This window comes from Bradyrhizobium zhengyangense (assembly GCF_022012555.1).
Lineage (GTDB): Bacteria > Pseudomonadota > Alphaproteobacteria > Rhizobiales > Xanthobacteraceae > Bradyrhizobium > Bradyrhizobium zhengyangense.
The window spans coordinates 626,929-650,816 of record NZ_JAKLTZ010000001.1 but is presented as its reverse complement, the minus strand read 5'-3'; the positions used below and the strand labels follow the sequence as shown (position 1 = coordinate 650,816).

Sequence of the window (23,888 nt, the reverse complement as noted above, 5' to 3'; positions counted from 1 at the left end):
ATCAACAAGAATCTCATCATGTCCAATGTGAGCAGATTCCAACTGGTAACGCGAAGGGGACTCAAAGCAACGGCTCGAATGGTGCCCTGCTGGGAAGGTGCAACGGCTTGTGGTGCTCAGTTCGCGCAACGTGCCTCGAGCGCATCGACGAAGGCGCGATCCCATCGGCCCTCACGGATTGCGTGGATGGTGCCGTGCTCCTTTTGCTCCTGAGCCAATGCTTTCTCGATGACCGTTGCAGCCAGGGACGGTGGGAAAGCGAGAAGGCCGTCCTGATCCCCTACGATGATGTCGCCCGCGTTCACGGGCATGCCGCCGACGGTGATCGGGACGTTGATCGCTCCGGGACCATCTTTGTAGGGACCACGATGGGTGACGCCGCGAGCGTACACGGGAAAAGTGCGCTGACGGATTTCCGCAACGTCGCGAATGGCGCCGTCGAGCACCATGCCGGCAAGCCCGAGCGAGGCCGCGCCGAGTGTCATGATGCCGCCGACCAGTGCGTTGGAGATATCACCGCCGGCATCGACAACCATCACGTCGCCGGGACGACAGAAGTCGTAGGCGCGCAGGATGGCGAGGTTGTCGCCGCCGCGCGTCTTCACCGTTACGGCAGTGCCCACCATCGGCGCCGGCGCGTGATAGGGAATCAGCCCGATGCTGCCGCAATTGCGGTGCAACTGATCGCTGAGCAGGGCGACCGGGATGGCCCGCAGTTTTGTGATTACCGCGGAATCGACTTGCGGAGCCGAGGGGTTCTTTACAATGCCGGTGTTTGACATGAAATGCTTTCGATCGGGGTGTTAGCGGAGTTCGGAAACAGCGTGAGCGATGCGGTTGGTGCCGTCGTCGAGCACATCGAGCGAGGCGGCGATCGAGATGCGGAAGTATGGCGACAACCCATAGGCGCTGCCTTGGACCACGGCAACGCCAACGCTTTCGAGCAGGTACATGGCGACGTCGCCGTCGGTTTCGAGGCGCGCACCCGCCGGAGTGCTTCGACCGATCAAGGCAGCGCAATTGACGTAGAGGTAGAACGCCCCGTCGGGCGGCAGGCAGCTCAAGCCCTCGATCTGGTTGATGCGCGTCAGCATGCGGTCACGGCGGGTACGGTACATCGCGACGCTTTCGGAAACGAAGCTCTGATCGCCGTTGAGCGCTTCGACAGCAGCGGCTTGGCTGATCGAGCAAGCGTTGCCGGCTGCCTGCGACAGCAGCGTGTTCAGCGCACCGATGAGGTCGGAGGGCCCGGCGATCCAGCCGATCCGCCAGCCGGTCATCGCGTAGGTCTTCGACACGCCGTTGACCGCAAGCACGCGGTCCGCCAGCTCGGGCGCAGCGTTCAGCAAATGCGGCGTTGCGCGACCGTCGAAGCGGATGTGTTCATAGATATCATCGGTCATGACCAGCATGTGGGGATGCCGTGCGAGGACGTCGGCCAGCTTGCGATATTCCGCCGCTGAGTAGCTTGCGCCTGTCGGATTCGACGGCGAGTTGATGATCAGCCATCGCGTCTTGTCCGTGATTGCAGCTTCGAGCTGCGCCGGCGAGATCTTGAAGCCTTGACTTTCCGGGCACGCGACAATCTTTGGAACGCCGTCGCAGGCGATCACCATATCGGGGTACGACACCCAGTAGGGTGCCGGGATGATCACTTCGTCGCCGGCCTCGATCGTCGCCTCCAGCGCGCTGTAGATGCCGCTCTTGCAACCGTTGGTGACGATGATGTCGGAAGGTGAGTAGACGAGATTGTTCTCGCGCTTCAGTTTCGCGGCGATCGCCTGGCGCAAATCGACGGAACCGGCCAGCATCGTGTATCGGGTTGCGCCCTTGTCCATTGCCTTTGAGGCCGCGGCGCGAATGTTCGCAGGCGTATCGAAATCCGGCTCGCCAACGACGAGGCTGACGATGTTCTTGCCTTCCCGTTTCAGCGCCGTTGCCCGATCGGCTGCCGCCGAGCTCGGCGAAGGCTTGATGCGCCTCACGCGCGCGGAAATGCGAGGATGGTTCATAGAGATTGACCCTAGCTAAGCGAGGTGCGACGCTAGAGGCAGAGCCGGGCGCTGGCCAACACGAGTTCAATCTGGCCTGATAGGCATATCTTATGGATACTCTTCTCCCGGTCCGGAGCAGAAGGTAGTCTGAGGAGACGACATGAATCTCAGGCGACTGCAGTATTTCGTGAAAATCGTCGACGTCGGGAGTCTGACGCAAGCCGCCGATGTTCTGCATGTGGCGCAGCCGGCGCTCAGTCAGCAACTCGCGACTTTGGAAGGCGAGGTGCGTCAGCAGCTTCTGGTGCGCACCAAGAGCGGCGTCGTGCCGACCGAGGCCGGCAAGGTGCTATATCGCCACGCCCAGCTCATCCTCCGGCAATGCGACCAGGCGCTCGCCGACATGAATGCGGCCGCGAAGAACATCTCCGGCGCTGTGGCCGTGGGACTCGCGCCAGGGACTGCCGCGGCAGGACTGGCCCTGCCGCTGCTGCGCGCGGTGCGGGCGCGGCACCCCGGCATTCTGCTCTATTTGAACGAGACCTATGGCACTACGCTTTCCGAGCTCGTCATGAATGGCCGCATGGACCTGGCCGTTCTTTACGGCGGCAAGACCGCCGTCCACGGCCTCGCATTCCAGCCGCTGCTGCGAGAGCCGCTTTACCTCGTCGGCCGCAGCAGCATGATAGCGCCGCCGGCCGAAGTGCCGCTCGCGATGCTTGTGGACACCGACCTTTACCTCGCGCGTCCCTACAATGTCGTCCGCAAGATGGTGAACGACGCTTTCGCGGCTATCGGCAAGGTGCCGAAGGTTGTGGCGGAAATCGAATCCGCCAGCACACTGACCGCTGTGATTTCCGACGGGCTTGGCGCCACCATCCTGCCCGAATCGATGGCTCGGCAGGTCGCTTCGTCCTGCGATGCCTGGCAATCCTGCATCATCGATCCGGTGATCGAGGCGCCGCTGGCGCTGTGCCAGTCCGATCATTTGCCGCTCTCCGAACCGGCCCAGGCGATCAAGGAAATCCTGCTGGAGCTTGTTGCCGGTCTGCCGGGAAACCTCATTGCGCGTGAAGAGCGCTCTCAAAAGGCGTCATAGCGCTCCCTTATAGGGGCAAAGCCAATCCGTCTTGGTCGGCAGGAATCGATAGCGCTAGCGTCGAGGTCGGCGTTGCATGTGCAAGGCCACGATCCCGTATGGGTGGCGGAACATGGATGTGGACCGGATCAAGTCCCTGATCGATGCGATGACTGCGTCTGATCTGAACGAGATGGAATTCAGCGAAGGCGGCTGGTCGCTCAGGCTGGTCCGTCGGGCGCCGCCGAACGATATGGTTCGTGCACCGGTCAACACGGCCCCATCCACACACGCCAGACAGCGGCCAACTCGCACCGAGCCCGATGCAGTGCCGAACAGAGAGGCGAACGTCGCAGCGCCCCTGTTCGGAATTGTCCATCTGCAGCCGGCGCCGGATGCGCGGGTCTTCGTTTCGGTAGGTCAGGTTGTGACGGCAGGAACACCGCTCTGTATCATCGAGGCGATGAAGATGTTTCACGAGGTTCGGGCCGAACAAGACGGCACGGTGTCGGCGATCCTGGTCGCATCCGGTGAGGAAGTCCAGGCCGGACAAGAACTGATGCGGTTCGCGTGACCCCATGTTCAAATCGGTTCTCATAGCCAACCGGGGAGAGATCGCCCTGCGCATCCAGCGGGCGTGCCGGCGTCTCGGGCTGCGAACAATCGTGGTCCATTCCGAGCCCGATCGGGAGGCGCTGTATGTGCGTCATGCCGACCAGGCGCTATGTATCGGGCCCGCCGCGACAGCTCAGAGCTACCTGAACCAGAAGGCGATCTTGTTTGCGGCCGAGGTCAGCGGCGCCGAGGCGGTCCATCCCGGCTACGGATTTCTGTCCGAAAATGCCGGCTTTGCCGAGCAAGTTGAGGCTGCTGGCCTAACATTCATCGGTCCGACCGCCGCGAGCATGCGCGTGATGGGTGACAAGATCGCGGCCAAGCGCGCCATGAGAGCGGCGGGCGTTCCGTGCGTCCCCGGTCCCGATGCAGCCCTGACTGAGGATCTCGATGCCGTGCGCGCGGCGGCGCGTGAGATCGGGTATCCCGTGATCCTGAAGGCCGCGGGCGGCGGGGGCGGTCGCGGCATGCGGGTGGTGGAGAGTGAGGGCGGCTTGCGTGACGCGCTGCTCCTGACCCGGGAAGAAGCGCGGCGGGCGTTCGGCAACAGCGAAATCTATGTCGAGAAATTCCTGGGTCGCCCGCGCCATGTCGAGATCCAGGTGATCGCAGATACGCATGGTGACGCGGTCTGGCTCGGCAGCCGCGATTGCTCGCTGCAGCGGCGACATCAGAAGGTGATCGAGGAGGCGCCAGCGCCGCTAATCGGGGATGCGCGAGTCCGTGAAATCGGCGAGCGCTGCGCGGAGGCTTGTCGCCAGATCGGCTATCGCGGCGTCGGCACGTTCGAATTTCTGGTCGAAGATGACGCGTTCTATTTCATCGAGATGAATACGCGCCTCCAGGTAGAGCATCCTGTTACCGAGATGACCACCGGGATCGATCTTGTCGAGGCTCAGATCCGTGTGGCGCAGGGTGGAAGGTTGCCGTTCAGGCAGGATGACATCGCCTGTCACGGTCATGCCTTCGAGTGCCGTATCAATGCCGAAGACCCGGACAACTTCGTGCCTTCACCCGGCGTGATTGACACCTGGCAGATGCCAGGCGGGCCTGGCGTGCGCATCGACAGTCACGCAAGTGCCGGTTACCGCGTTTCGTCGTATTACGACTCACTACTCGGCAAGCTTATCGTCCACGGCGCGACGCGCGACGTGGCGTTGGCGCGGTTGCAGGTGGCGCTCGACGAGGCTCGGATCGAGGGGATTGCAACGAACCTGCCGCTGCACCGGCGCCTGGTCGCCGATCCCGAATTCATCCGCGGTGGGGTTAGTATCCACCATCTCGAGACGAAACTTCGCCGGAGTGGGCAGCCATGACGGCGGATCGTCCTCGCACGAGCCTGCTCGGGACGACGGCGCTGCTGTTCGAGGCGCCCGGCGAGACCACGCTTGAAACGCAGCGGCGGATCTGGGCCGTGGCCCACGAGGCTGCCGGATTTCCCGGCGTGCGCGAGGCTGTGCCAGGCATGAACAACCTCATGCTGGTCTTTGTCGAGCCGCCACGGCGGCCGGAGGAAATCGAACAAAGACTTCTCGAACTCTGGAACGTCGTCGCGCCACTTCCGATCGCCGGGCGCTGCATCGATCTCCCCGTTGCCTATGGTGGCGAAGCCGGACCGCATATGGCCGATGTTATCGAGCACACCGGCATGAGCGTCGATGAGATCGTCGAACGCCACAGCGCGCCAACCTACATCGTGTTCGCGCTCGGAAGTCACCCCGGCTACTGCTACCTCGGCGGCATGGACGCGCGCATCGCGACGCCGCGTCGCAAGGTACCGGTGCTGAAGATTCCGCGTGGAGCCGTGTCGATCGGCGGTAGTCAGACCGGCGTGTCCGCTTCCGACGGACCCAGCGGATGGAACACGATCGGCAGCACACAGATCGCATTCTTCGATGTAAATCGCAGCCCGCCCGCGCTGCTTCAGCCAGGCGATAGCATCCGCTTCAAGGTTGCCCGGGTGCTGCGATGATCAAGATTTTGTCAGTAGGCGCGCTTGCGACGGTCCAGGATCTCGGTCGTACCGGTGGGCTCAGTCTCGGCGTCGGGACATCGGGCGCCATGGATCCGCTCGCGCTTGCCGCAGGCAACATCCTGCTGCGTAACCAGGAGAACACCGCGGCTGTTGAGGTCCCGGTTTTTCCCTTCAAGGTTCGTTTCGAGCGCTCGACTGTTTTTGCCGTCACAGGCGCCGATTGTGCAGGACGGCTTGATGAGGCGCCGGTGTTGCCGTGGTGGGCGCATCGCGCCGAAGCGGGACAGGTGCTGTCGCTTTCGCATCCTAAGCAGACGACATGGCGGGCGACCCGCGCCTATTTGTGCATCGCCGATGGCGTTGACGTGCCGGCCGTGCTCGGTTCGCGCAGCACGCAGTTGAGAGGCTCGTTTGGTGGCTACGAGGGGCGGCCCCTCCGCGATGGCGACGAACTGCCGACCGGCCGTTCGAATGGCCGAGCCGTGCCCGGCTTCGGTCTGGTTCCGCCCGGGCTGGCGCTCCCGCTCGAGGCTGACGGCGTCCCCGCCGTTCGCGTGTTACCGGCCGCCGAGTACGACTGCTTCACCAATTCATCGCAGGATGCATTGTGGTCGACGGGCTGGAAGATCACCGCGCAGAGCGACCGCTATGGCTACAGGCTCTCCGGTCGTGAGCTCAACCCACTGCGTCCGCTGGAATTGCGCTCGCATGGCATCGTGCCTGGCGTCATTCAGGTGCCCCATGGTGGCCAGCCCATCATCCAGATGCGCGATGCACAGCCCTCCGGCGGTTATCCCAAAATCGGCACGGTGATCGAGGCAGATCTCTGGCGTCTCGGCCAGGCCCCCATCGGGAGCAACGTTCGCTTCATCCGCTGTAGCTGGGATGAAGCGCTGGGCGCCTCGGCGGATATTCGCCGCTGGCTCGCAAACAGCCGCCGTCTCGTCGAGCTTCACTGCGGCGAGAGGGGAGGCCGATGAGCAATCCTCTCGATCACGTCGACCAGTTGGGCGCCTGGCTCAAGGACGCCAATCTCGCGCTGCTTGAGCTGCGCGGTCCGAGCGCGACGTTGCGCCTGGTGAACGATGGCGCATCGGTACGCGTTGTCGAAGGCGAGGAATCGCCGTCCGTCGACGCGCCGTCGATGACCGTCCGCGCTCCATCGCCGGGCATCTTTCTCGATCGTCACCCGCTTCACGAACGCGCAATCGCTTTGGTCGCCGATGTCCGGGCTGGCGATCCTCTCGGCTTCCTGCAAATCGGGCCTCTACTTTTAGCCGTGCCCGCGCCCCGGGCAGGAACGCTGACAGATGTGTTAGTCGCGCACGGCACGATCGTTGGCTACGGCACGCCGCTGTTCGTACTACAGCCTATCGAAGGTGAGGCATCATGAAGATCGATCTCAACGCCGATATGGGCGAAGGTTTTGGTTCGTGGCCGATGGGCAACGACGAGGCGCTGCTCGACCTTGTATCTTCGGCCAACGTCGCGTGCGGCTTTCATGCCGGCGATCCGCTGATCATGCAGCGCACGGCGGAGCGCGCCAAGGCGCGCGGCGTCGACCTTGGGGCTCATGTCGGCTTTCCGGACCGTCAGGGATTTGGCCGGCGCGTGATGCAGATCGACACCACCGAGCTCGTCGCAATGGTCACCTACCAGCTCGGCGCGCTCGATGGCATCGCGCGGGCCGTCGGGCATCGCGTCACGCATATGAGCTTTCACGGAGCGCTGGGCAACATGGCCGCTGCCGACACCGATCTTGCCCGGCCATTGGTTCGCGCGGTCGCCGCGTTCGATCCCAATCTCCTGATCGTTTCCTCGAACAGCCGCGCGATCGAGGGTGCGGCGGCGCAGTGCGGTATCAGGGTCGCCACGACGTTCCTGGCTGACCGGGCCTATGACGACGAGGGCCTGCTGGTGTCTCGGGCAAAGCCTGGTGCGGTCATTCACGATGCCGGGGCGGTCGCCGAGCGCGTCGAGCGTCTGCTCCGTGACGGAGTGGTCATTGCCGCCAGCGGAAAGGCGCTCGCGATGCCGGTCAAATCGATCCTGCTACATGGGGATACCCAGGGCGCTGTCGAACTGGCCCGGGGGATTCGGGCCTCGATCGAGGCCACCGGCGGGGAGATTGTGCCGGTTTCCCGGCTCGTGGCGGGCTCCGGCGGAGCGGGTGGGTGATCATAAGGGGACCTTATCCCACCACAGTTAATCCGTCTTGGCGGGGAAGTTGCGCGATCGTTTAGCGTGTTGAGAAGGTGAGGGACCAGATGCCATTCTCCGATTACAGGACTGCTCTTGTTACCGGCGCCTCGTCAGGCATCGGTCTGGCGGTCGTCGAGCGCCTGGTGCGTGAGGGCCTGAAGGTTCATGCGCTCGCACGGAGCGCGGATGCGCTGAAGGCCTTGGCCGATCGCACCGGCTGCATCCCGCACGCGATGGATGTCAGGGATATTGCGGCTATCACCAAGCTTGCTCACGGCATCGAAGTCGACGTGCTCGTCAACAGCGCTGGTGTCGATCGGCCGAAGAAATTTCTCCAGGCGGATGCGGAGGACATCGATCTCCTGGTCGACGTCAACCTGCGTGCAATCCTGCATCTTTGCCGCCTGCTCGTGCCGGGAATGGCTCAGCGCGATCGCGGTCACGTAGTGAACGTCACGTCGATTGCCGGCGCTTACAACTTCGCGGGCAATTCGAGCTATCACGCGACCAAGGCGGCCGTCAGCATGCTGACCAGTCAGCTCAGGGTCGATTGCTTCGGCAAACGCGTGCGCGTCACCGAGATCTGCCCAGGCCGGGTTGCAACTGATATCTTCGCCCATGTCCACGGCGACAGCGCTGAAACACGCGCGAACTTTATCGAAGGCTTCGAACTGCCCGAGGCAAAGGACATTGCCGACGCGATCGCGTTTGCGATTGCGGCTCCGGTAGCGGTGAATGTGGGTTACATCGAAATCACACCGACCTTGCAGGTGCCGGGTGGCTTGTCGACCAGGCGCCCCGGGGGTTCCTCAGAACCCTTTCTCCCGACCTAGATGAGCGGCGCGCGATGAAGGGTTTCGACCTCATGGCCGTCCTGCTCAATCCGGAGTTCAGCCGGATGCTGGTCCATGGGGTGAAGATGACCTTCATCATCTTTGTCGGCTCATGGCTGCTGGCAATGAGTCTTGGGATGATACTCCTCGCGGTCCGGATGCTGCCGAGCCGGATCGCCAGCGCTTTTGTCGCGATCTACGTCTCCTACCACCGCAACGTGCCGACGCTGGTGCAGCTCATGCTCTGGTATTTCGGCATTTCGAGCCTGCTGCCGGACTCAGTTCAGATATGGCTCGGCGATCACAATGGCGAAGCGGTGTTCGCGGTCGTTGCTCTGGGGTTGTGCCAGGCTGCCTATTTCAGCGAAGATCAGCGGTCCGGTCTGCGTGCCGTGCCGAGGGGGCAGTGGGAAGCCGCCCGTGCCTTGGGGCATGGCTACGTCGGAGCCATGGCCTACATCCTGCTGCCACAAGCCGTCCGCAACGCGATGCCGGCGCTGGTGAACCATACGGTCTCGTTGTTCAAGAACTCCAGCCTTGCGATGGCGATCGGCGTCGCCGAGCTGACCCACGCCGTCAAGGAGGTTGAGAACCAGAGTTTTCGTCCGTTCGAGACTTACCTGATTGCCACGATCGTTTACCTCGTCTGCTCGCTGCTCCTGATGTGGCTTGGTCACTATCTCGAGCAGCGGAGCCGCATGGCCGGAGCGGTCTGATCATGTCGCTGCTCCCAAGCATGATCGAGATCGTCAGGGATAACTGGCTGTTGCTGCTCGTCGGTCAGTACCCGAACGGCCCGCTTGGCGGCATCGCGGCGACCCTCATCCTCTCAGTCCTCGGCATTGCCTTGGCATTTCCGCTGAGTGTCGCGATGGCGCTGGCCAGCCTGTCGCCGTGGCGCGCGCTGCGCTGGCCTGTCATGGCCATGGTCTACATCACTCGCGGCGTGCCGCTGCTGCTGATCATCCTGTGGGTCTATTTCGTGCTGCCGCTTTTGATCGGGCATAGCGTGCCGGCGTTCGCGACCATGCTGGTCACACTGGTCGGCTATGAAGCCGCATTCCTGAGCGAGATCGTGCGTGCCGGCATTCATGCGCTGCCGAAAGGTCAGATGGACGCCGCCCGCGCGCTCGGACACAGCCGTCTCGGCGCGATGCGCTACGTGATCCTGCCGCAAGCGCTATTCAACATGATTCCGAGCATCCTCAGCCAGTTCGTCTCGACCGTCAAGGAGACCACGCTCGGATACATCATCAACGTCCCGGAGCTTACCTTTGCGGCCGGCCAGATCAACAACCGCTTGCTGACCAAGCCGTTCGAAGTCTACTTCATCCTTGCCATCAGCTATTTCATCGTTTGCTGGACCTTGACGCAGGCCATCAACATGGTCGAGCGGCGGATTACCGCGCGCCGAACCGCAGGCGTGGCTGCCGCGTCCGCGCTGCCTGCCACAGCCGCAAGCGCATCAGGGGCATGACCATGTCGCATGAAACGCCATCCCGGGATGCCGATCCGATGATCGAGTTCGTCGCCGTGCATAAATTCTTTGGTTCGCTGGCCGCGCTGACCGACGTCAACGCCGAGGTGAACAGGGGCGAGGTGGTAGTGGTCTGCGGGCCGTCTGGCTCGGGCAAGTCGACGCTCATCCGGACCGTCAACAGGCTCGAGGAAATCCAGTCGGGCTCGGTGCTGTTCGAGGGCAAGGACGTTCATGCCAAGCTGGGTGGCACGGCGCTGAACCGGCTGCGAAGCCGCATCGGATTTGTTTTCCAGAGCTTCAACTTGTTTCCGCATCTGAGTGCGCTCGACAACGTCATGCTTTCGCCGATGAAGGTGAACGGCGTCAGGCGCAGTGACGCGCGCGAAACGGCGCTTCGGCTGCTCGACCGCGTCGGGCTCTCGGCCAAGGCGCAGAACTACCCGGCCCAGCTATCCGGTGGACAGCAGCAGCGCGTGGCGATCGCGCGCGCGCTCGCCATGGAGCCGCCGGCGATGCTGTTCGACGAACCGACCAGCGCGCTCGATCCCGAGATGGTGGGCGAGGTGCTTTCCGTCATGCGTGGGCTTGCGCGTGATGGAATGACCATGATGTGCGTGACCCACGAGATGAACTTCGCGCGCGATGTCGCCGATCGCGTCTGGTTCATGGACGCCGGAAGGGTGCTCGAGACGGGAGCTCCGGTCGACTTCTTCCGCTCACCACAACATCCACGTGCGCAGCGCTTTCTGTCGGATCTACACAGCCGGTGACCACACTGACTTGATGTGACCAACTTTGAGGAGAACAGAAATGTCCTTCAAGAACCGTTCAATCGGCCTGGTGGCCGCGATCGCGGGCCTTGCCGGGATCGCGTCGGCGGCGTGCGCCGACCAGCTGTCGGACATCACCCAGCGCAAGGAGCTGCGGTGCGGAACTTTTGCGGACGTGCCGCCGTTTGCGGCTCCGGATGCCAAGACACGTGAGATGGTCGGCTTTGACGTCGACCTCTGCAAGGCCATCGCCCAACGCTGGGGCGTTGCCGCAAAGGTCACTCCGCTCTCGGTCGAGGCGCGCGTGCCCGAAGTCAAGCTCGGGCACGTCGACATCACGGTGGCGAACCTCGCCTACACGCTGGGCCGCGCCGAGCAGATCCAGTTTTCAGATCCGTACTATATCGCCAAGGAGATGCTGGCAGTGAAGGCGAGCGATCCCGGGACCGCCAAGGCCGACTTTAGGGGTAAGCGGCTGGCTTCGACTAAAGGATCGACGTCGGAACTCGCGATCAAGATGAACGAATCTGACCCGCTGACCTTCGTCGATACTGGTTCGGCCTTCATGGCAGTTCAACAGAACAAGGCGGTTGGAATGGTGGCGAATACCATGACCATCACCAAACTCGTGAACCAGTCCAAGGAGGCCGGGCAGCCGCTAAAGATGATCGAGGAGCCCATGGTGCTGCAGCCGATCGGCGTCGGTATGAAGAAGGACGAGCCGGCGCTGCTCGCGAAGGTCAACGAGACCCTACTCGCGATGGACCAGGCCGGCGAGATCAATCAGCTCTGGGACAAGTGGCTCGGTCCGAGCACCGAGTTTAAGATGACCCGTACCGACAAGGTCGTGCCGCTCAGCCAGCTGAAGTTCACGCCGCTTCCATGATTTGTGAGCTGGCGCCATTCACGTCGACTAGAGCAAATTCTATCCTGAGCTAGGCTTTCAGCGGTCTGCTCTTTCGCTGGGCGAGCGTACGATTGAACGCGACGTCGGAGCGATCGATGTCCTCGCGCACAATGCGGGCTTGCAGTTCGGACGCTGGGGCGACGTCGACGATCTGATCGGTGTCGCCACTGCTGTGGGGCGGGACGGCGTCGTTCGTCAATGGACGCACGATCCATCGCGACGAGGAAAACGGCCTTGAGCATAACTCAAGTGTTCAGACCGACCGGGTGCAGAATCGATTGCAGTCATTGACTGTTCGCACCACAAGCGCCAGTTATCGGATCGCCCCGGGTCAATCGGTCGTGTGATCCAATTTCATCATGTCGTCACTCGCCCTCTGTTGAGGCGTTTCAGTCAACACCGCCGTACGTGTGCACTCGACTTCGCTCGCCGTTTTGTGCTCTGAGAATGCAAACTGCGCGTCTTGGCCTTCACGCGGGGTAAGAGTTTGGATCAAAGTCAAAATGTGACACGCTCGTCCAAACTCGATTTTCCCATCGGTCCAACACGTGATAGGATCGGATGGTATCAAGATAGATCAATGAAATGAATGGTTTACGCTGGAAGTTTTCTTGTGCCCCCATGATGGATTGGACGGACCGGCACTGCCGGGTGTTCCACCGTCACCTGACAAAACGGGCGCTGCTTTATACGGAGATGCTGACGACCGGTGCCATCATTCATGGCGATCGGGAGCGGCTGCTCGGCTTTGACGCGAGCGAGCATCCGGTGGCGCTTCAGCTGGGCGGGTCGGATCCAGCCGAGCTCGCGAAGGCGGCGCGGATCGGCGAACAGTTCGGCTACGACGAGATCAATCTCAATGTCGGTTGCCCATCCGACCGCGTGAAGGATGGCCGCTTCGGCGCCTGCCTGATGGCGGAGCCTGAGCTCGTTGCGAGGTGCGTCGACGCGATGAAGCGCGCGGTCTCCATTCCCGTTACGGTGAAATGCCGCATCGGCATCGATGACCAGGATCCCGAAGTCGCGCTGGATACGCTCGCGCGTGCCGTCGTGGCTGCCGGCTGCGACGCGCTGATCGTGCATGCGCGAAAAGCGTGGCTGAACGGTCTGTCGCCAAAGGAAAACCGCGATATCCCGCCGCTCGATTATGATCGCGTCTATCGGCTCAAGCATGCGATTCCGGATGTGCCAGTCATCATCAATGGCGGCGTCCTGAGTATCGAGGAGGCGAAAGCGCATCTTGCGCATGTCGATGGCGTGATGCTCGGCCGGGCGGCCTATCAGGAGCCGTGGCGGCTGCTCTCGGTCGACAGCGATGTCTTTGGCGAAGCTGCGCCGCACGCGACGATGCAGGACGCGTTCGAGGCGATGATGCCTTATATCGAGGCGCAGCTCGCGCGCGGCACGCGGCTGCACGCCATGACCCGGCATTTCGTCGGCGCCTTCCACGCGGTACCGGGCGCGCGGGCCTTCCGTCGCCATCTTGCCGAACAAGGTGTCAGGCCGGGGGCTGGCGTCGACGTCCTGCGCGATGCGATCGCTCGCGTCAGTGCTGACGCGCAGGCAGAGGCGGCTGCCTAGGGCCTCAATCCACCGCCGTGCGCGCGCGCCGATGGCTGCCTTGCAGCTCTGGATAGCCCGTCAGCATGAGCTTGTCCGCGCGCACGCCCCAGCTCTCCAGGCGATCGAGGAAGCTCATGCCGAGCAAATTCGTCTTCATCTGCCCGCGCTGCACCACGAGTGCCGGCACCGATTTCTCGACGAGATGGCCGACGGCGAGACGATCGAGCGTCAGCCGGGCCGCCTTGGTGTGGCCGCTGGCGGTTTCGAGGTCGACGTCGTATTCGAGCATCTCAAGTGGCACGCCGATCGCCTTTGCGGTCTCCCAGGTCAACACCACGGAGGTGGCGCCGGTGTCGATCACCATTGGCGTTGCCACGCCGTTGATCTTGGCGCGCAGCGCAAACTCGCCACCCTGGCCGCGCTGGATTTGCACTTCTGGCGCGGGCGAGGCGGCCTGCCCACGGAACATGTATGAGACCTTGTGACTCGCGCGTGCAATCTGGTCGGGATCGCCATAGGCGACCACGGCGCCCGCTGTGCCGGCCAGCAAGATGAGAACGAGCAGGAGGCGGATCATCGCGCGCCTCCGACGGCGCGGACACCGGTCAGGCGCGTCTCGGCGATCCCGCCGGTGGCGCAAGGCCAGCGTCCGCCATGCGCGCCGGCAACAGCGCCATAACCGCGAGCCGTTCGACGCTCTCCATGGCGTGCCAGCGTGCGATCTCCGGCAAGGTCCGGCCGCAACCGAAGCACAGCTTGGTTTTGGGATCGATCATGCAGACGGCGAGGCACGGCGTTTCTTTGCTCATACGGACATAGTGAAGGAATATCGGGCATGTCGGCAAGCATGTGTTTTACGAGCCCGTGCCCGCGCTCATGATCGGTCTGTGGCGCGGCCGGCGCTTCTCGTCGGGAACGGCGGAACTGTCCGGCTGCAGTGGCGGCGAATCCTCCGACAGCGGCGCCAGCGCACTCATCACGCGCTCGGGCGGGAAGGTGACGATCACTTCGGTGCCGATGCGCAGTTTCGACTTCAGCGTGAAGGTGCCGCCATGCAGATCGATCAGGTTCTTCGCGATGGGCAGGCCGAGGCCCGCGCCCTGTTCGGCCGATTTGATCGAGTTGGAGCCCTGGCCGAACGAGGCAAGCACGACCGGGATCTCGTCTTCGGGGATGCCTGGGCCGGAATCCTTCACGGATAGGTATTGCCCGCCCGAGGCGGTCCAGCCGGCCTTGAGCCAGATCTCGCCGCCCTGCGGAGTGAACTTGATCGAGTTGGAAAGCAGGTTGAGCACGACCTGGCGGATCGCGCGCTCGTCGGCCCAGAGCCGCGGCATGGCCTGCTCGAACACTTCGTGAATGGTGATGCCGCGGCTCGAGGCACGCAGCTTCATCAGATGATGGCAGTCGGCGACGATGCCGACCAGCGAGACCGCTTCCTCGTTCAATTCGTAGCGGCCGGCCTCGATCCGCGACAGATCGAGGATCTCGTTGATGAGGTTGAGCAGGTGCACGCCGGAATTATGAATGTCGGCGGAATATTCTTTGTAGACCGGTACCGCATGCGCGCCAAAGATCTCGCTCTTCATGACTTCGGAGAAGCCGAGAATGGCGTTCAGCGGTGTGCGCAGCTCGTGGCTCATCTGCGCGAGGAAACGCGATTTGGCGACGTTGGCGGATTCGGCGCGGTGGCGTGCCTCGTCCGAGATCGCCTTGGCCTGTTCGAGCTCGCCGATCAGCGCGTCCTTCTCGGCCCGCGCCTCCAGCGTCGCGAAGGTCGATGAGTGAAGACGATGCGCCAGCAGCACGAAATAGCCTTCGGCCGCGAGCGCGAGTGCGGCCAGGATGTAATTGTCCAGCGAGCCGGTCATTGCAAAGCTCAGCGCCATGGCGACCGCAACCGGCGCTGTGGCGGCGAGTGCTGCGATCGGCAGATTGGCGGCAAGCATGCTCGACACTGCGATCACCAGCAGCATCAGGAACATCATCAGCGTTTCCGTTACCATGTCGAGCACGGGATGGATCAGGATCGCCATCCAGCACAGGCCATAGAGCAGGTCGAGCACGACGAAACGCGTCCGCCAGGCGCGCGTTGCCGCTGGGGAGGCAGGTTCACCCAGGAAGCGGCGGCAGCTGCGGATCATCGCCGCATGCAGGCAGATCATGCCAGCGGTCCAGGCGGCGGCGGGGATCGGCTGCATCCACAGTCCGAACAGCACACCGGTCGCGACCACGAGCAGCATCACGACATAGGAGGCCGACAGCCGCGTCTGGGCATATTGGCGCAACAGCTCGGCGTCGAAGGCCGGCCGGGTTCCGCTGGTCGACGTTAACTTATCGCGTGCTTCGCGGACCCGCTGCGACGCAGCCCGTCGGCTGCTCGCTGATGGAGCGCTGACCGGTTCGGCCGGAAGCTGCACTACCTCAGGCTTTTCAGCGGGGTTACTCATAAAGCAACAACGATTCCTGCCCGCGTCGGACGCGGGCCTTCTGCATTGTCTATCTCTGGCAAGAAATCCTTAAGAGGTGACTTAAGGAGCTAAAGAATTACGTTAACGGGAGGTTAACTCGGCGGTCGGCACTTGCCAGATCGGTTTCGCCCTGCGCGACGGCGGTCATGCGTGCGTGGCTCCGGTAGGCTACCGAGCGGAGAATGCAGGCTCGCAGTGGAAAATCAAGCAGAGCAAGCTTAGGCGCCAACAGAAAGAGTCTTGGCTCAGAAGCCGATCTCGAGGGCAAGCCCGATCGCGAGGAGTAATGACAGGCAAACCACCGGAGAATAGGGCCGGCTTGCGCTCGTGGCCCAGCTCCGCGCGTGCCCGAGATAGTGACGTTTGCTGGCCGGTTCCGGATCGATAGCAGCGGTTTCCATGACAGATCTCGAAATTCGTTGGCTGCCGGAAAGGTGCTCTCAATCGCATTCAAATTCGAGATGGAGTAGCAACCAGTGATATAAATGGGCCATAAGTGCCCGCCGATTGCGCAGCCGATCACTGCTAGTCCTTTTCCAGGAGGCCGAGCCTGCGTCCAAGCCATTCCGTCGTCGGCGCCTGGATCAAGATTGTGATCAGGATGATCACGAAGGTTACGGAAGCGATCAGCTCGGCGCCCGGTGCTTTAGTGCCGAGCAGGAGACCGGCGAGTGCGGCCGGGATGACGCCGGTCTCGCGGGTCCAGCACATGAAGATGAGTTCGCGCACGTTCCAGCGTGCGCGGCGGTCGGGCAAGGCGCAGAGGAACACCGTCATCGGGCGTGCCACGAACATCAGAGCAAGCGCGACCGCCACTCCGCCTTTCCAGTGCTGGCCCATCTGGGCAAAGTCGAGCTGGGCGCCGAGCAGGGTGAAAATGAACAGGCGCATGATGAAGGCGGTCGTGAACACGAAATCGTTGAGCTTCTGCGCCTCGCCCGGCTCCATTCGGAAGCCCAGGGCTTCCTTGTTGCCGAGCACGATGCCGAAAACGAACACGGCCATAAAGCCCGATGCCTGCAGGCCGCTTGCGGCAAAATAGGCGGCGATCACGGCAACAAGCGTCACGACCGGCGCATACTCTGCGAGCATCGCCCAGCGCTCATGCGCGATCAGTAGTGCAGCCAGATAACCGAGGGCAACGCCGGCGGCGATTCCGATCGCGGCCTGTTTGACGAGGTCGAACAGCGCGCCGATCGGCGAAAATACGCCGCTCCCCATTGCTAGCCCGAGCACCGAAAAGGTGAAGATCGCGGCCATGGCGTCGTTGAACGCGGACTCGCTCATCACGGTCTGCGCAATACGATCGCGAATTCGGATCTGGCGAAAGATCGGCATGAGCGTCGCCGGATCGGTCGACGCAACCGTTGCCCCCAGCAGCAGCGCCAGCACCGGCGGAATGCCGAACACGAGATGCGCGGCAAGTCCGGTGATAGTTGCCGTGATCAGGACGCCGATCGTTGCCAACGTCACGATGGTGATCCACACCCGCTTAATGACATCGAGCCGCAGTGCCGCTCCGCCGTCGAACAGGATGTAGCTTGCTCCAAACAGCAGTATGATCTGGTTCAGTGCCGAGTCCGCGGGGATGTCGATCAATTTGAGCGCGCGTGGCCCCATCGCGATTCCAGCGAGCAGGAAGAGCGCGATATCCGGAATCCGGATTTTCTGCGCCAGCAGTCCGATGACGGTACCGACCGCTAGGATCAGCCCGCAACTCAACAGCGTGTGCTTGGCGATCTCGACTGAGGCCGACGTATCCACCTGGCAATTCCGAAATGTTTGAGATTTGGCCGAGTTCGGTGCCCCGCCGGCCTGTTTCGCTCGTTGCGACGTTACCTGCCATCGCGTGGCCCAAAAAGCGAAAACGAACGCTCGGGCGAGTTTGCCGCAGGTCACCGCCACAACGTAGATTGTGGCGATGACGCTCAGCTTGGGACGATCGTCCGTCAGTCGTCAGCGATTGAGACGCGCGAGCAGGCTCGACGTATCCCAGCGCTTGCCGCCCATCTTCTCGACCTCAGCATAGAACTGGTCGACCAGCGCGGTGACCGGCAGGTTGGCGCCGTTGCGGCGGGCTTCGGCGAGCGCGATCGAGAGGTCCTTGCGCATCCATTCGACCGCGAAGCCGAAATCGTACTTGCCCTCGTTCATGGTCTTGTAGCGGTTTTCCATCTGCCAGGACTGCGCCGCGCCCTTGGAAATGGTCTCGATCACGGCCGCGACGTCGAGGCCGCTCTTCTTGGCGAAGTGGATGCCTTCCGAGAGGCCCTGTACGAGTCCGGCGATGCAGATCTGGTTGACCATCTTGGTCAGCTGGCCGCTCCCGGCGGGCCCGAGCAGCTTGCACATCCGTGCATAGGCGCCGGAGATGATCGGCTCGGCGCCGGCATAGTCATCCGGCGCGCCGCCGCACATCACCGTCAGCACGCCGTTCTCGGCGCCGGCCTGGCCGCCGGAGACGGGGGCGTCAATGAACTTGAAGCCGGCCTTGGTCGCGGCCGCGTCGAGCTCGCGTGCGACTTCGGCAGAGGCGGTGGTGTGGTCGACGAAAATCGCACCCTTCTTCATGCCGGCGAATGCACCGTCGGCGCCGATCGTGACCGCGCGCAGATCGTTGTCATTGCCGACGCAGCACATCACGAAGTCCTGGCCCTCGGCTGCAGCCTTCGGGGTCGGTGCCGTCTTGCCGCCGAACTTGTCCGCCCACTCCTTTGCCTTGGCGGCGGTGCGGTTGTAGACGGTGACCTCATGGCCCCCTTTTTTCACGAGGTGTCCGGCCATGGGGAAGCCCATCACGCCGAGACCGAGGAAAGCGACTTTAGCCATGTGTGTGTCCGTAGCTTGAGTTTTACGGTTGCAGCCGGGCGAGGGGCGCCAGCCGGGGTCCTTGAGGTTCCGCCCAAGGGCGGCCGGGCGCACCATAAACCCTTAAGGGCTGAGGGCAACGGCTTCGTTTGGCCGCCCCCTGTGCTAGGATGGCGGGACTAAAGGACTTCAAAACAAGGGAGCGAAACAATGGGCGGCGTGAGCGTTGGTGTCCTCGATCATTTCAACATCCGGACCCGGAATCTGGCCGAGACGGTCCGCTTCTATGAGGACGTGCTGGGCCTGGAGAAAGGCGCCCGGCCGAATTTCGCCTTCCCGGGGGCCTGGATGTACAGCGAGGGCAAGCCGGTGGTGCACCTCGTCGATATTTCCCCGACCTCCGAGCCGCAAAAGCCGGATTCCGGCGTGGTCCACCACGTCGCCTTCGCCAGCCGGGGCTTCGACGGCATGAAGCAGCGCCTGACGTCCAGGGGCATGAAATTCGACTCCCGTCAGGTGCCAGGCGGCGAGCTCTGGCAGATCTTCGTCCACGACCCCAACGGCGTCATGATCGAGCTCAATTACGAGGCGGCGCAGGAGCAGGGGGCAGCCCCGGCCGAGATGGCTGACGATATCGGCAGGCAGTAGCCTTTTGGCCGTTTCCGCTCTAATGGGGCATCCTGATATCTTGAGCATGATCTGGTCGGAAAACCGCTTCACACTTTTCCGGATCATGCTCCCTCTAGGAGATGCGCTTTGAGCGTGACGCAGCAACAGGTCCTCGACAGCCTCGCCAAGATCAAGTCGCCCCGCGGGGTCGCGCTCACCAATGCCAATGTGCTGAGCGCGATCAGCGCCTCCGACGGCAAGGTGCTCTTCTCGATCAACGTCGATGCCGCCGAAGCGCGGGCCTGGGAATCGGTCCGGGCCGAGGCCGAGGCCGCCGTGCGGGCCATTCCCGGCGTCACCACAGTGATGGTCGCCCTGACCGCCGAGCGCAAGCCCGGCAGCACGCCTCCACCGCCCCCGCAGCCGAGCCGTGGCACACCAGGCGTGCAGCCGGTCCACGCCCACAAGCCGCCGCCACAGGGCGGCGCCCAATCGCCGATGGCGCGGCAGTCCGAGATTCCGGGCGTCGCTGCCGTGATCGCGGTCGCCTCCGGCAAGGGCGGCGTCGGCAAGTCGACCACCGCGCTCAACCTGGCGCTGGGCCTGCGCGACCTCGGTCTCAAGGTCGGGCTGCTCGATGCCGACATTTACGGTCCTTCTGTGCCGCGGCTGACCGGGCTGCACGAGAAGCCGGAGCTCGACGGCGAGCGCAAGATGATTCCGCTCCGGCGCTTCGGCCTCGCCATCATGTCGATCGGCTTCCTGGTCGAGGAAGAGACCGCGATGATCTGGCGCGGCCCGATGGTGATGTCGGCGGTGACGCAGATGCTGCGCGACGTCGCATGGGGCACGCTTGACGTACTCGTCGTCGACATGCCGCCGGGCACGGGCGATGCGCAGCTCACGCTGGCGCAGAACGTGCCGCTGAAGGGCGCCGTGATTGTCTCGACTCCGCAGGACCTGTCGCTGATCGACGCGCGGCGGGGGCTCGCAATGTTCAGGAAGGTCAACGTGCCCGTGCTGGGCATCGTCGAGAACATGAGCTACTTCCAGTGCCCGCATTGCGGCACAAAATCCGACATCTTCGGCCACGGCGGCGCGCGCCACGAGGCCGAGAAGCTCGGGGTACCGTTCCTGGGCGAGATCCCGCTGCACATGGCGATTCGCGCCACATCCGACGCCGGCAATCCCGTCGTGGACAGCGAACCCGATGGCCCGCATGCGGCGATCTATCGCGCCATTGCGGGACAGGTTCGGGACCAGCTCAAGGGCGCGGTTTCCGCAGCCTGACGCCGATCATCTGGGGACATGCGACTTTCGTCGCCCCCTGTCATGCCAATGTCGCGTTCCGTGGCAGGGGCTTCCGTGTTAAACGCCACGGCACAAAGCCCCTTCGGTTCGACGCGGATTGAGATCGCCTCGCCGGAATGAGCGGCGACAAAGAGGAAGTTCGGGGACACGCCCCAGCAAGGAGAGACCTGAAGATGAAGCGTCGTGATTTTCTGAAAGTGTCGGCAGCAGGCGCGGCGGCGACCGCCGCGGTAGCCTCGCCGGCGATTGCGCAGTCCTCGCCCGAGATCAAGTGGCGCATGACGTCGAGCTTCCCGAAATCGCTCGACACCATCTATGGCGGTGGCGAGCAGGTGGCGAAGTACGTCGCCGAGATGACCGACAACAAGTTCCAGATCCAGGTGTTCGCGGCCGGCGAAATCGTTCCCGGCCTGCAGGCGCTCGATGCGACCTCGAACGGCACGGTCGAGATGTGCCACACCGTGTCCTACTACTACGTCGGCAGGGACCCGACCTGGGCAATCTACGCCTCGGTGCCGTTCGGCCTCAACGCGCGCCAGCAGAACTCCTGGTGGTACCAGGGCGGCGGCGAGCAACTCGGCAATGAGTTCTTCAAGAAGTCGAACGTGATCGGCTTTGCCTGCGGCAACACCGGCACCCAGATGGGCGGTTGGTTCCGCAAGGAGATCAAGACCGTTGCGGATCTCTCCGGCCTGAAATTCCGCATCGGCGGCATCGCCGGCCAGGTGCTTCAGAAGGTCGGCGTGGTGCCGCAGCAGCTCGCCGGCGGCGACATCTATCCGGCGCTCGAGAAGGGCACCATCGACGCGGCCGAGTGGGTCGGCCCGTACGATGACGAGAAGCTCGGCTTCGCCAAGGTCGCGAAGTACTACTACTACCCGGGTTTCTGGGAAGGCGGTCCGATGGTCCACGCCTTCACCAACCTCGACAAGTGGAATTCGCTGCCGAAGAACTACCAGGCGATCCTCACCAACGCGATGGCCAACGCCAACAGCTGGATGGCCGCGCGCTACGACATGCAGAACCCGTCGGCGCTGAAGCGTCTGGTCGCCGGCGGCACGCAGCTCCGTCCCTTCACCAACGAAGTGCTGGAAGCCTGCCTGAAGGCGACCAACGAGCTGTGGGCCGAGCTGTCGGCCAAGAACGCCGACTTCAAGAAGTCGATCGACGCCATGCAGGCCTATCGCTCCGACGAATATCTGTGGTGGCAGGTCGCCGAGTACACCTACGACAGCTTCATGATCCGCTCGCGCACCCGCGGCTGATCGTCGGCTCAAGCTGTCAGACGGAATGGCCCGGCCTCGTTCGCGAGGCCGGGCTTTTTCGTGCGCGAAGCGGCAGGCGCACGCGAAATCTGAAAACAACCCCATGCACAGTAGAAATCGGGGGAGGGCGTGTTGCCATGTGGATGCCGCCAACTATCTGGCGCGCCGGGTCAAATCAGCGGGGTGCAGCAATTGTTGCGCAACCGCTCCCACACCGTCATTGCGAGCGCAGCGAAGCAATCCAGAATCTTTCCGCGGAGGGACTCGGAAGCCGTTTGACTCGTCGGGCAAAACAGGAGCAGAATGCAACAATCGTATAATCCGAAATTGGCGACGCGACGGCTATCCGATAGGCGAGGCGAGAGGATCAGCGCGTGCCATACTGGGTCAAACGAATTCGCCTCAAGTCGGGAGAGATTGTGACTGAGCGGGAGCTAGATCCCGACGAGAACTATTCTTTGGATGTCGCGCCCGTGGTGGGGGACGCAATAAACGTTCGCTGTCGCGGCAGGGATTTCGACGCGAAAGTCGTTTGGGGCCATTGGCCCGGAAGAGTTCATCCCGCCGGGACAATTGTGCCGCTTCGCGTGGAAGAAATTTAGCAAGATGGTAAGACGGCGCGCAGGCGGCTGATAATTCGGGCAAAACACAGCCGTGAATCCCTAATCGCTTAATCCGAATCATGCTGTGGCGCAAAATTTTTGAAGCGATGAGCATCAGCGCGTATCGTCTGCGGCTTAAGTCGTAAGACCAACGACCCGACCTCGCTCCGCGAGGCCGGGCCCATTTTTCCATGCCGCAGTGCGATGACGATGGCATTCGCATCGCCCTTGCGCCATTCTAGGCCTCAAGCCTCGGCAAGAAGGCCCACAATCACTGATACATCAGGGCAGGAAATCATGAAGAGACGAGACTTTATCAAGGTCACGGGGCTTGCTGCGGCCGGTGCCGCCACGCTCGCTTCTCCCGCGATCGCGCAGTCGATGCCGGAGATCAAATGGCGCATGCCGACGAGCTGGCCGAAATCGCTCGACACGCTCTACGGCGGCGCCGAGCTGATGTGCAAGATGGTTGCGGAGGCGACCGACAACAAATTTCAGATCCAGCCTTTCGCAGCCGGCGAGATCGTGCCGGGCCTCCAGGTGCTCGACGCCGTGCAGAACGCCACCTGCGAGATCGGCCACACCGCGTCTTACTATTATTTCGGCAAGGACCCGACCTTCACCTTCGGCTCGTCGGTGCCATTCGGTCCGAACATGCGCGTCAACCAGGCCTGGTACATGCTGGGTGGGGGCAAGGAAATCCTCAACGACTTCTACAAGAGCTACAACGTCACCTCGCTGCTCGCCGGCAATACCGGCTGCCAGATGGGCGGCTGGTTCAGGAAGGAGGTCAACACCGTCGACGATCTCCAGGGCCTGAAATTTCGCATCGGCGGCTTCGCCGGCCGCGTGCTGCTGAAGCTTGGCGTCGTACCGCAACAGCTTGCCGGTGGTGACATCTATCCGGCGCTCGAGAAGGGCACTATCGATGGCGCCGAATGGGTCGGCCCCTATGACGACGAGAAGCTCGGCTTCTACAAGATCGCGCCGCACTATTACTATCCCGGCTGGTGGGAAGGCGGTCCGATGCTGCTCGCTTTCGTCAATCTCGACAAATGGAACGCGCTGCCGAAATATTACCAGAGCGTACTCACGCAGGCAGGCCATTACTCCAACAACTACATGATGGCGCGCTACGATCAGGCCAATCCGCTGGCGTTGAAGAAGCTGCTCGCCAACGGCACCAAGCTGCATGCCTTCTCGCCGCCGATCATGGACGCCTGCTACAAGGCGGCGAAAGAGCTGCACGACGAGGTCTCGGCGACCAATCCCAACTTCAAGAAGGTCTACGAGTCCCTCACCAAATTCTCCAACGACAGCTATGCCTGGTTCCAGGTCGCCGAAGTCGGCTACGACATCTTCATGGCGCGACACTCGCAGAGCTGAGCGCGGCGTCCCGCGTGAG

At 62.9% G+C, this 23,888-nt stretch carries 25 protein-coding genes and 1 pseudogene; 17 read left to right on the top strand and 9 right to left on the bottom strand.

Annotated features, from left to right (window positions below; all coding sequences use genetic code 11):
- Positions 1-116: 116 nt before the first annotated feature.
- Positions 117-782 carry an RraA family protein gene (locus tag L6639_RS03215; RefSeq protein WP_237858868.1) on the bottom strand — a complete coding sequence of 222 codons (666 nt, stop codon included), beginning with the start codon at positions 780-782 and terminating at the stop codon, positions 117-119.
- A gap of 21 nt (positions 783-803) precedes the next feature.
- Positions 804-2,012, bottom strand: coding sequence for an aspartate transaminase (locus tag L6639_RS03210; RefSeq protein ID WP_237858867.1), 1,209 nt, complete (start codon positions 2,010-2,012; stop codon positions 804-806).
- A gap of 142 nt (positions 2,013-2,154) precedes the next feature.
- Between L6639_RS03210 and nac the strand changes: the two genes are divergently transcribed.
- The 12 genes from nac to L6639_RS03150 all read left to right on the top strand — a co-directional run bounded on the left by nac (position 2,155) and on the right by L6639_RS03150 (position 11,833).
- Positions 2,155-3,093, top strand: a complete 939-nt coding sequence (gene nac, locus L6639_RS03205; RefSeq protein ID WP_237858866.1) for a nitrogen assimilation transcriptional regulator NAC — start codon at positions 2,155-2,157, stop codon at positions 3,091-3,093.
- 112 nt (positions 3,094-3,205) lie between these two features.
- A complete protein-coding gene (locus L6639_RS03200; protein ID WP_237858865.1) occupies positions 3,206-3,646 on the top strand; it encodes an acetyl-CoA carboxylase biotin carboxyl carrier protein in 441 nt (146 codons plus the stop codon).
- 4 nt (positions 3,647-3,650) lie between these two features.
- The gene (accC, locus tag L6639_RS03195; RefSeq protein WP_237858864.1) at positions 3,651-5,003 is read left to right on the top strand and encodes an acetyl-CoA carboxylase biotin carboxylase subunit; all 1,353 of its coding nucleotides are present in this window, start codon (positions 3,651-3,653) and stop codon (positions 5,001-5,003) included.
- Positions 5,000-5,659 carry a 5-oxoprolinase subunit PxpB gene (gene pxpB, locus L6639_RS03190; RefSeq protein ID WP_237858862.1) on the top strand — a complete coding sequence of 220 codons (660 nt, stop codon included), beginning with the start codon at positions 5,000-5,002 and terminating at the stop codon, positions 5,657-5,659. The genes accC and pxpB overlap by 4 nt, the downstream gene beginning before the upstream one ends.
- On the top strand, positions 5,656-6,642 hold the full coding sequence (locus L6639_RS03185) for a 5-oxoprolinase subunit C family protein (protein WP_237858860.1): 987 nt from the start codon (positions 5,656-5,658) through the stop codon (positions 6,640-6,642). The genes pxpB and L6639_RS03185 overlap by 4 nt, the downstream gene beginning before the upstream one ends.
- The gene (locus L6639_RS03180; protein ID WP_237858858.1) at positions 6,639-7,055 is read left to right on the top strand and encodes a hypothetical protein; all 417 of its coding nucleotides are present in this window, start codon (positions 6,639-6,641) and stop codon (positions 7,053-7,055) included. The genes L6639_RS03185 and L6639_RS03180 overlap by 4 nt, the downstream gene beginning before the upstream one ends.
- The gene (locus L6639_RS03175; RefSeq protein WP_237858857.1) at positions 7,052-7,840 is read left to right on the top strand and encodes a LamB/YcsF family protein; all 789 of its coding nucleotides are present in this window, start codon (positions 7,052-7,054) and stop codon (positions 7,838-7,840) included. Before L6639_RS03180 ends, L6639_RS03175 begins: the two co-directional genes overlap by 4 nt.
- An 89-nt stretch (positions 7,841-7,929) precedes the next feature.
- Complete coding sequence (locus tag L6639_RS03170) at positions 7,930-8,697, top strand: SDR family oxidoreductase (protein ID WP_237858856.1); 768 nt, start codon at positions 7,930-7,932, stop codon at positions 8,695-8,697.
- 14 nt (positions 8,698-8,711) lie between these two features.
- Positions 8,712-9,413 (top strand): amino acid ABC transporter permease, encoded by a 702-nt coding sequence (locus L6639_RS03165; protein WP_237858855.1) that lies wholly within the window; start codon positions 8,712-8,714, stop codon positions 9,411-9,413.
- A gap of 2 nt (positions 9,414-9,415) precedes the next feature.
- The gene (locus L6639_RS03160) at positions 9,416-10,174 is read left to right on the top strand and encodes an amino acid ABC transporter permease (RefSeq protein ID WP_377802674.1); all 759 of its coding nucleotides are present in this window, start codon (positions 9,416-9,418) and stop codon (positions 10,172-10,174) included.
- Positions 10,171-10,947 carry an amino acid ABC transporter ATP-binding protein gene (locus L6639_RS03155; RefSeq protein ID WP_377802673.1) on the top strand — a complete coding sequence of 259 codons (777 nt, stop codon included), beginning with the start codon at positions 10,171-10,173 and terminating at the stop codon, positions 10,945-10,947. The genes L6639_RS03160 and L6639_RS03155 overlap by 4 nt, the downstream gene beginning before the upstream one ends.
- A 40-nt stretch (positions 10,948-10,987) precedes the next feature.
- Positions 10,988-11,833, top strand: coding sequence for an ABC transporter substrate-binding protein (locus L6639_RS03150; protein WP_237858854.1), 846 nt, complete (start codon positions 10,988-10,990; stop codon positions 11,831-11,833).
- A 49-nt stretch (positions 11,834-11,882) separates the two neighbouring features.
- Here L6639_RS03150 and L6639_RS03145 read toward each other — a convergent pair whose 3' ends face one another.
- Entirely contained in the window at positions 11,883-12,053 is a 171-nt protein-coding gene (locus tag L6639_RS03145) for a hypothetical protein (RefSeq protein WP_237858853.1), read from the bottom strand.
- Positions 12,054-12,439: 386 nt separating this feature from the next.
- On the opposite strand from L6639_RS03145, the gene dusA reads away from it, so the two are divergent.
- Complete coding sequence (gene dusA, locus L6639_RS03140) at positions 12,440-13,435, top strand: tRNA dihydrouridine(20/20a) synthase DusA (protein WP_276576222.1); 996 nt, start codon at positions 12,440-12,442, stop codon at positions 13,433-13,435.
- Positions 13,436-13,439: 4 nt separating this feature from the next.
- Here dusA and L6639_RS03135 read toward each other — a convergent pair whose 3' ends face one another.
- The 6 genes and pseudogenes from L6639_RS03135 to L6639_RS03110 all read right to left on the bottom strand — a co-directional run.
- Positions 13,440-13,994: a TIGR02281 family clan AA aspartic protease gene (locus tag L6639_RS03135; RefSeq protein WP_237858851.1), complete on the bottom strand. Its 555-nt coding sequence runs from the start codon at positions 13,992-13,994 to the stop codon at positions 13,440-13,442.
- Between the two features lie 28 nt (positions 13,995-14,022).
- Positions 14,023-14,226 carry a DUF1289 domain-containing protein gene (locus L6639_RS03130; RefSeq protein ID WP_237858849.1) on the bottom strand — a complete coding sequence of 68 codons (204 nt, stop codon included), beginning with the start codon at positions 14,224-14,226 and terminating at the stop codon, positions 14,023-14,025.
- A 45-nt stretch (positions 14,227-14,271) separates the two neighbouring features.
- The gene (locus tag L6639_RS03125; protein ID WP_237858847.1) at positions 14,272-15,867 is read right to left on the bottom strand and encodes a sensor histidine kinase; all 1,596 of its coding nucleotides are present in this window, start codon (positions 15,865-15,867) and stop codon (positions 14,272-14,274) included.
- A gap of 266 nt (positions 15,868-16,133) precedes the next feature.
- Positions 16,134-16,289, bottom strand: a complete 156-nt coding sequence (locus L6639_RS03120) for a hypothetical protein (protein ID WP_237858845.1) — start codon at positions 16,287-16,289, stop codon at positions 16,134-16,136.
- Between the two features lie 124 nt (positions 16,290-16,413).
- Positions 16,414-17,652, bottom strand: a complete 1,239-nt coding sequence (locus tag L6639_RS03115) for a cation:proton antiporter (protein ID WP_237858843.1) — start codon at positions 17,650-17,652, stop codon at positions 16,414-16,416.
- 192 nt (positions 17,653-17,844) lie between these two features.
- Positions 17,845-18,741, bottom strand: a pseudogene (locus L6639_RS03110) (NAD(P)-dependent oxidoreductase); the annotation flags it as partial.
- A 165-nt stretch (positions 18,742-18,906) separates the two neighbouring features.
- Here L6639_RS03110 and L6639_RS03105 point away from each other — a divergent pair.
- The 4 genes from L6639_RS03105 (at position 18,907) to L6639_RS03090 (ending at position 23,869) form a co-directional block, all read left to right on the top strand.
- Entirely contained in the window at positions 18,907-19,344 is a 438-nt protein-coding gene (locus tag L6639_RS03105; protein ID WP_237858839.1) for a VOC family protein, read from the top strand.
- Positions 19,345-19,452: 108 nt separating this feature from the next.
- Entirely contained in the window at positions 19,453-20,595 is a 1,143-nt protein-coding gene (locus L6639_RS03100; protein ID WP_237858837.1) for an Mrp/NBP35 family ATP-binding protein, read from the top strand.
- 194 nt (positions 20,596-20,789) lie between these two features.
- Positions 20,790-21,881 (top strand): TRAP transporter substrate-binding protein, encoded by a 1,092-nt coding sequence (locus L6639_RS03095; RefSeq protein WP_237858836.1) that lies wholly within the window; start codon positions 20,790-20,792, stop codon positions 21,879-21,881.
- Positions 21,882-22,780: 899 nt separating this feature from the next.
- A complete protein-coding gene (locus L6639_RS03090; RefSeq protein WP_237858835.1) occupies positions 22,781-23,869 on the top strand; it encodes a TRAP transporter substrate-binding protein in 1,089 nt (362 codons plus the stop codon).
- The last annotated feature ends 19 nt before the right edge of the window (positions 23,870-23,888 follow it).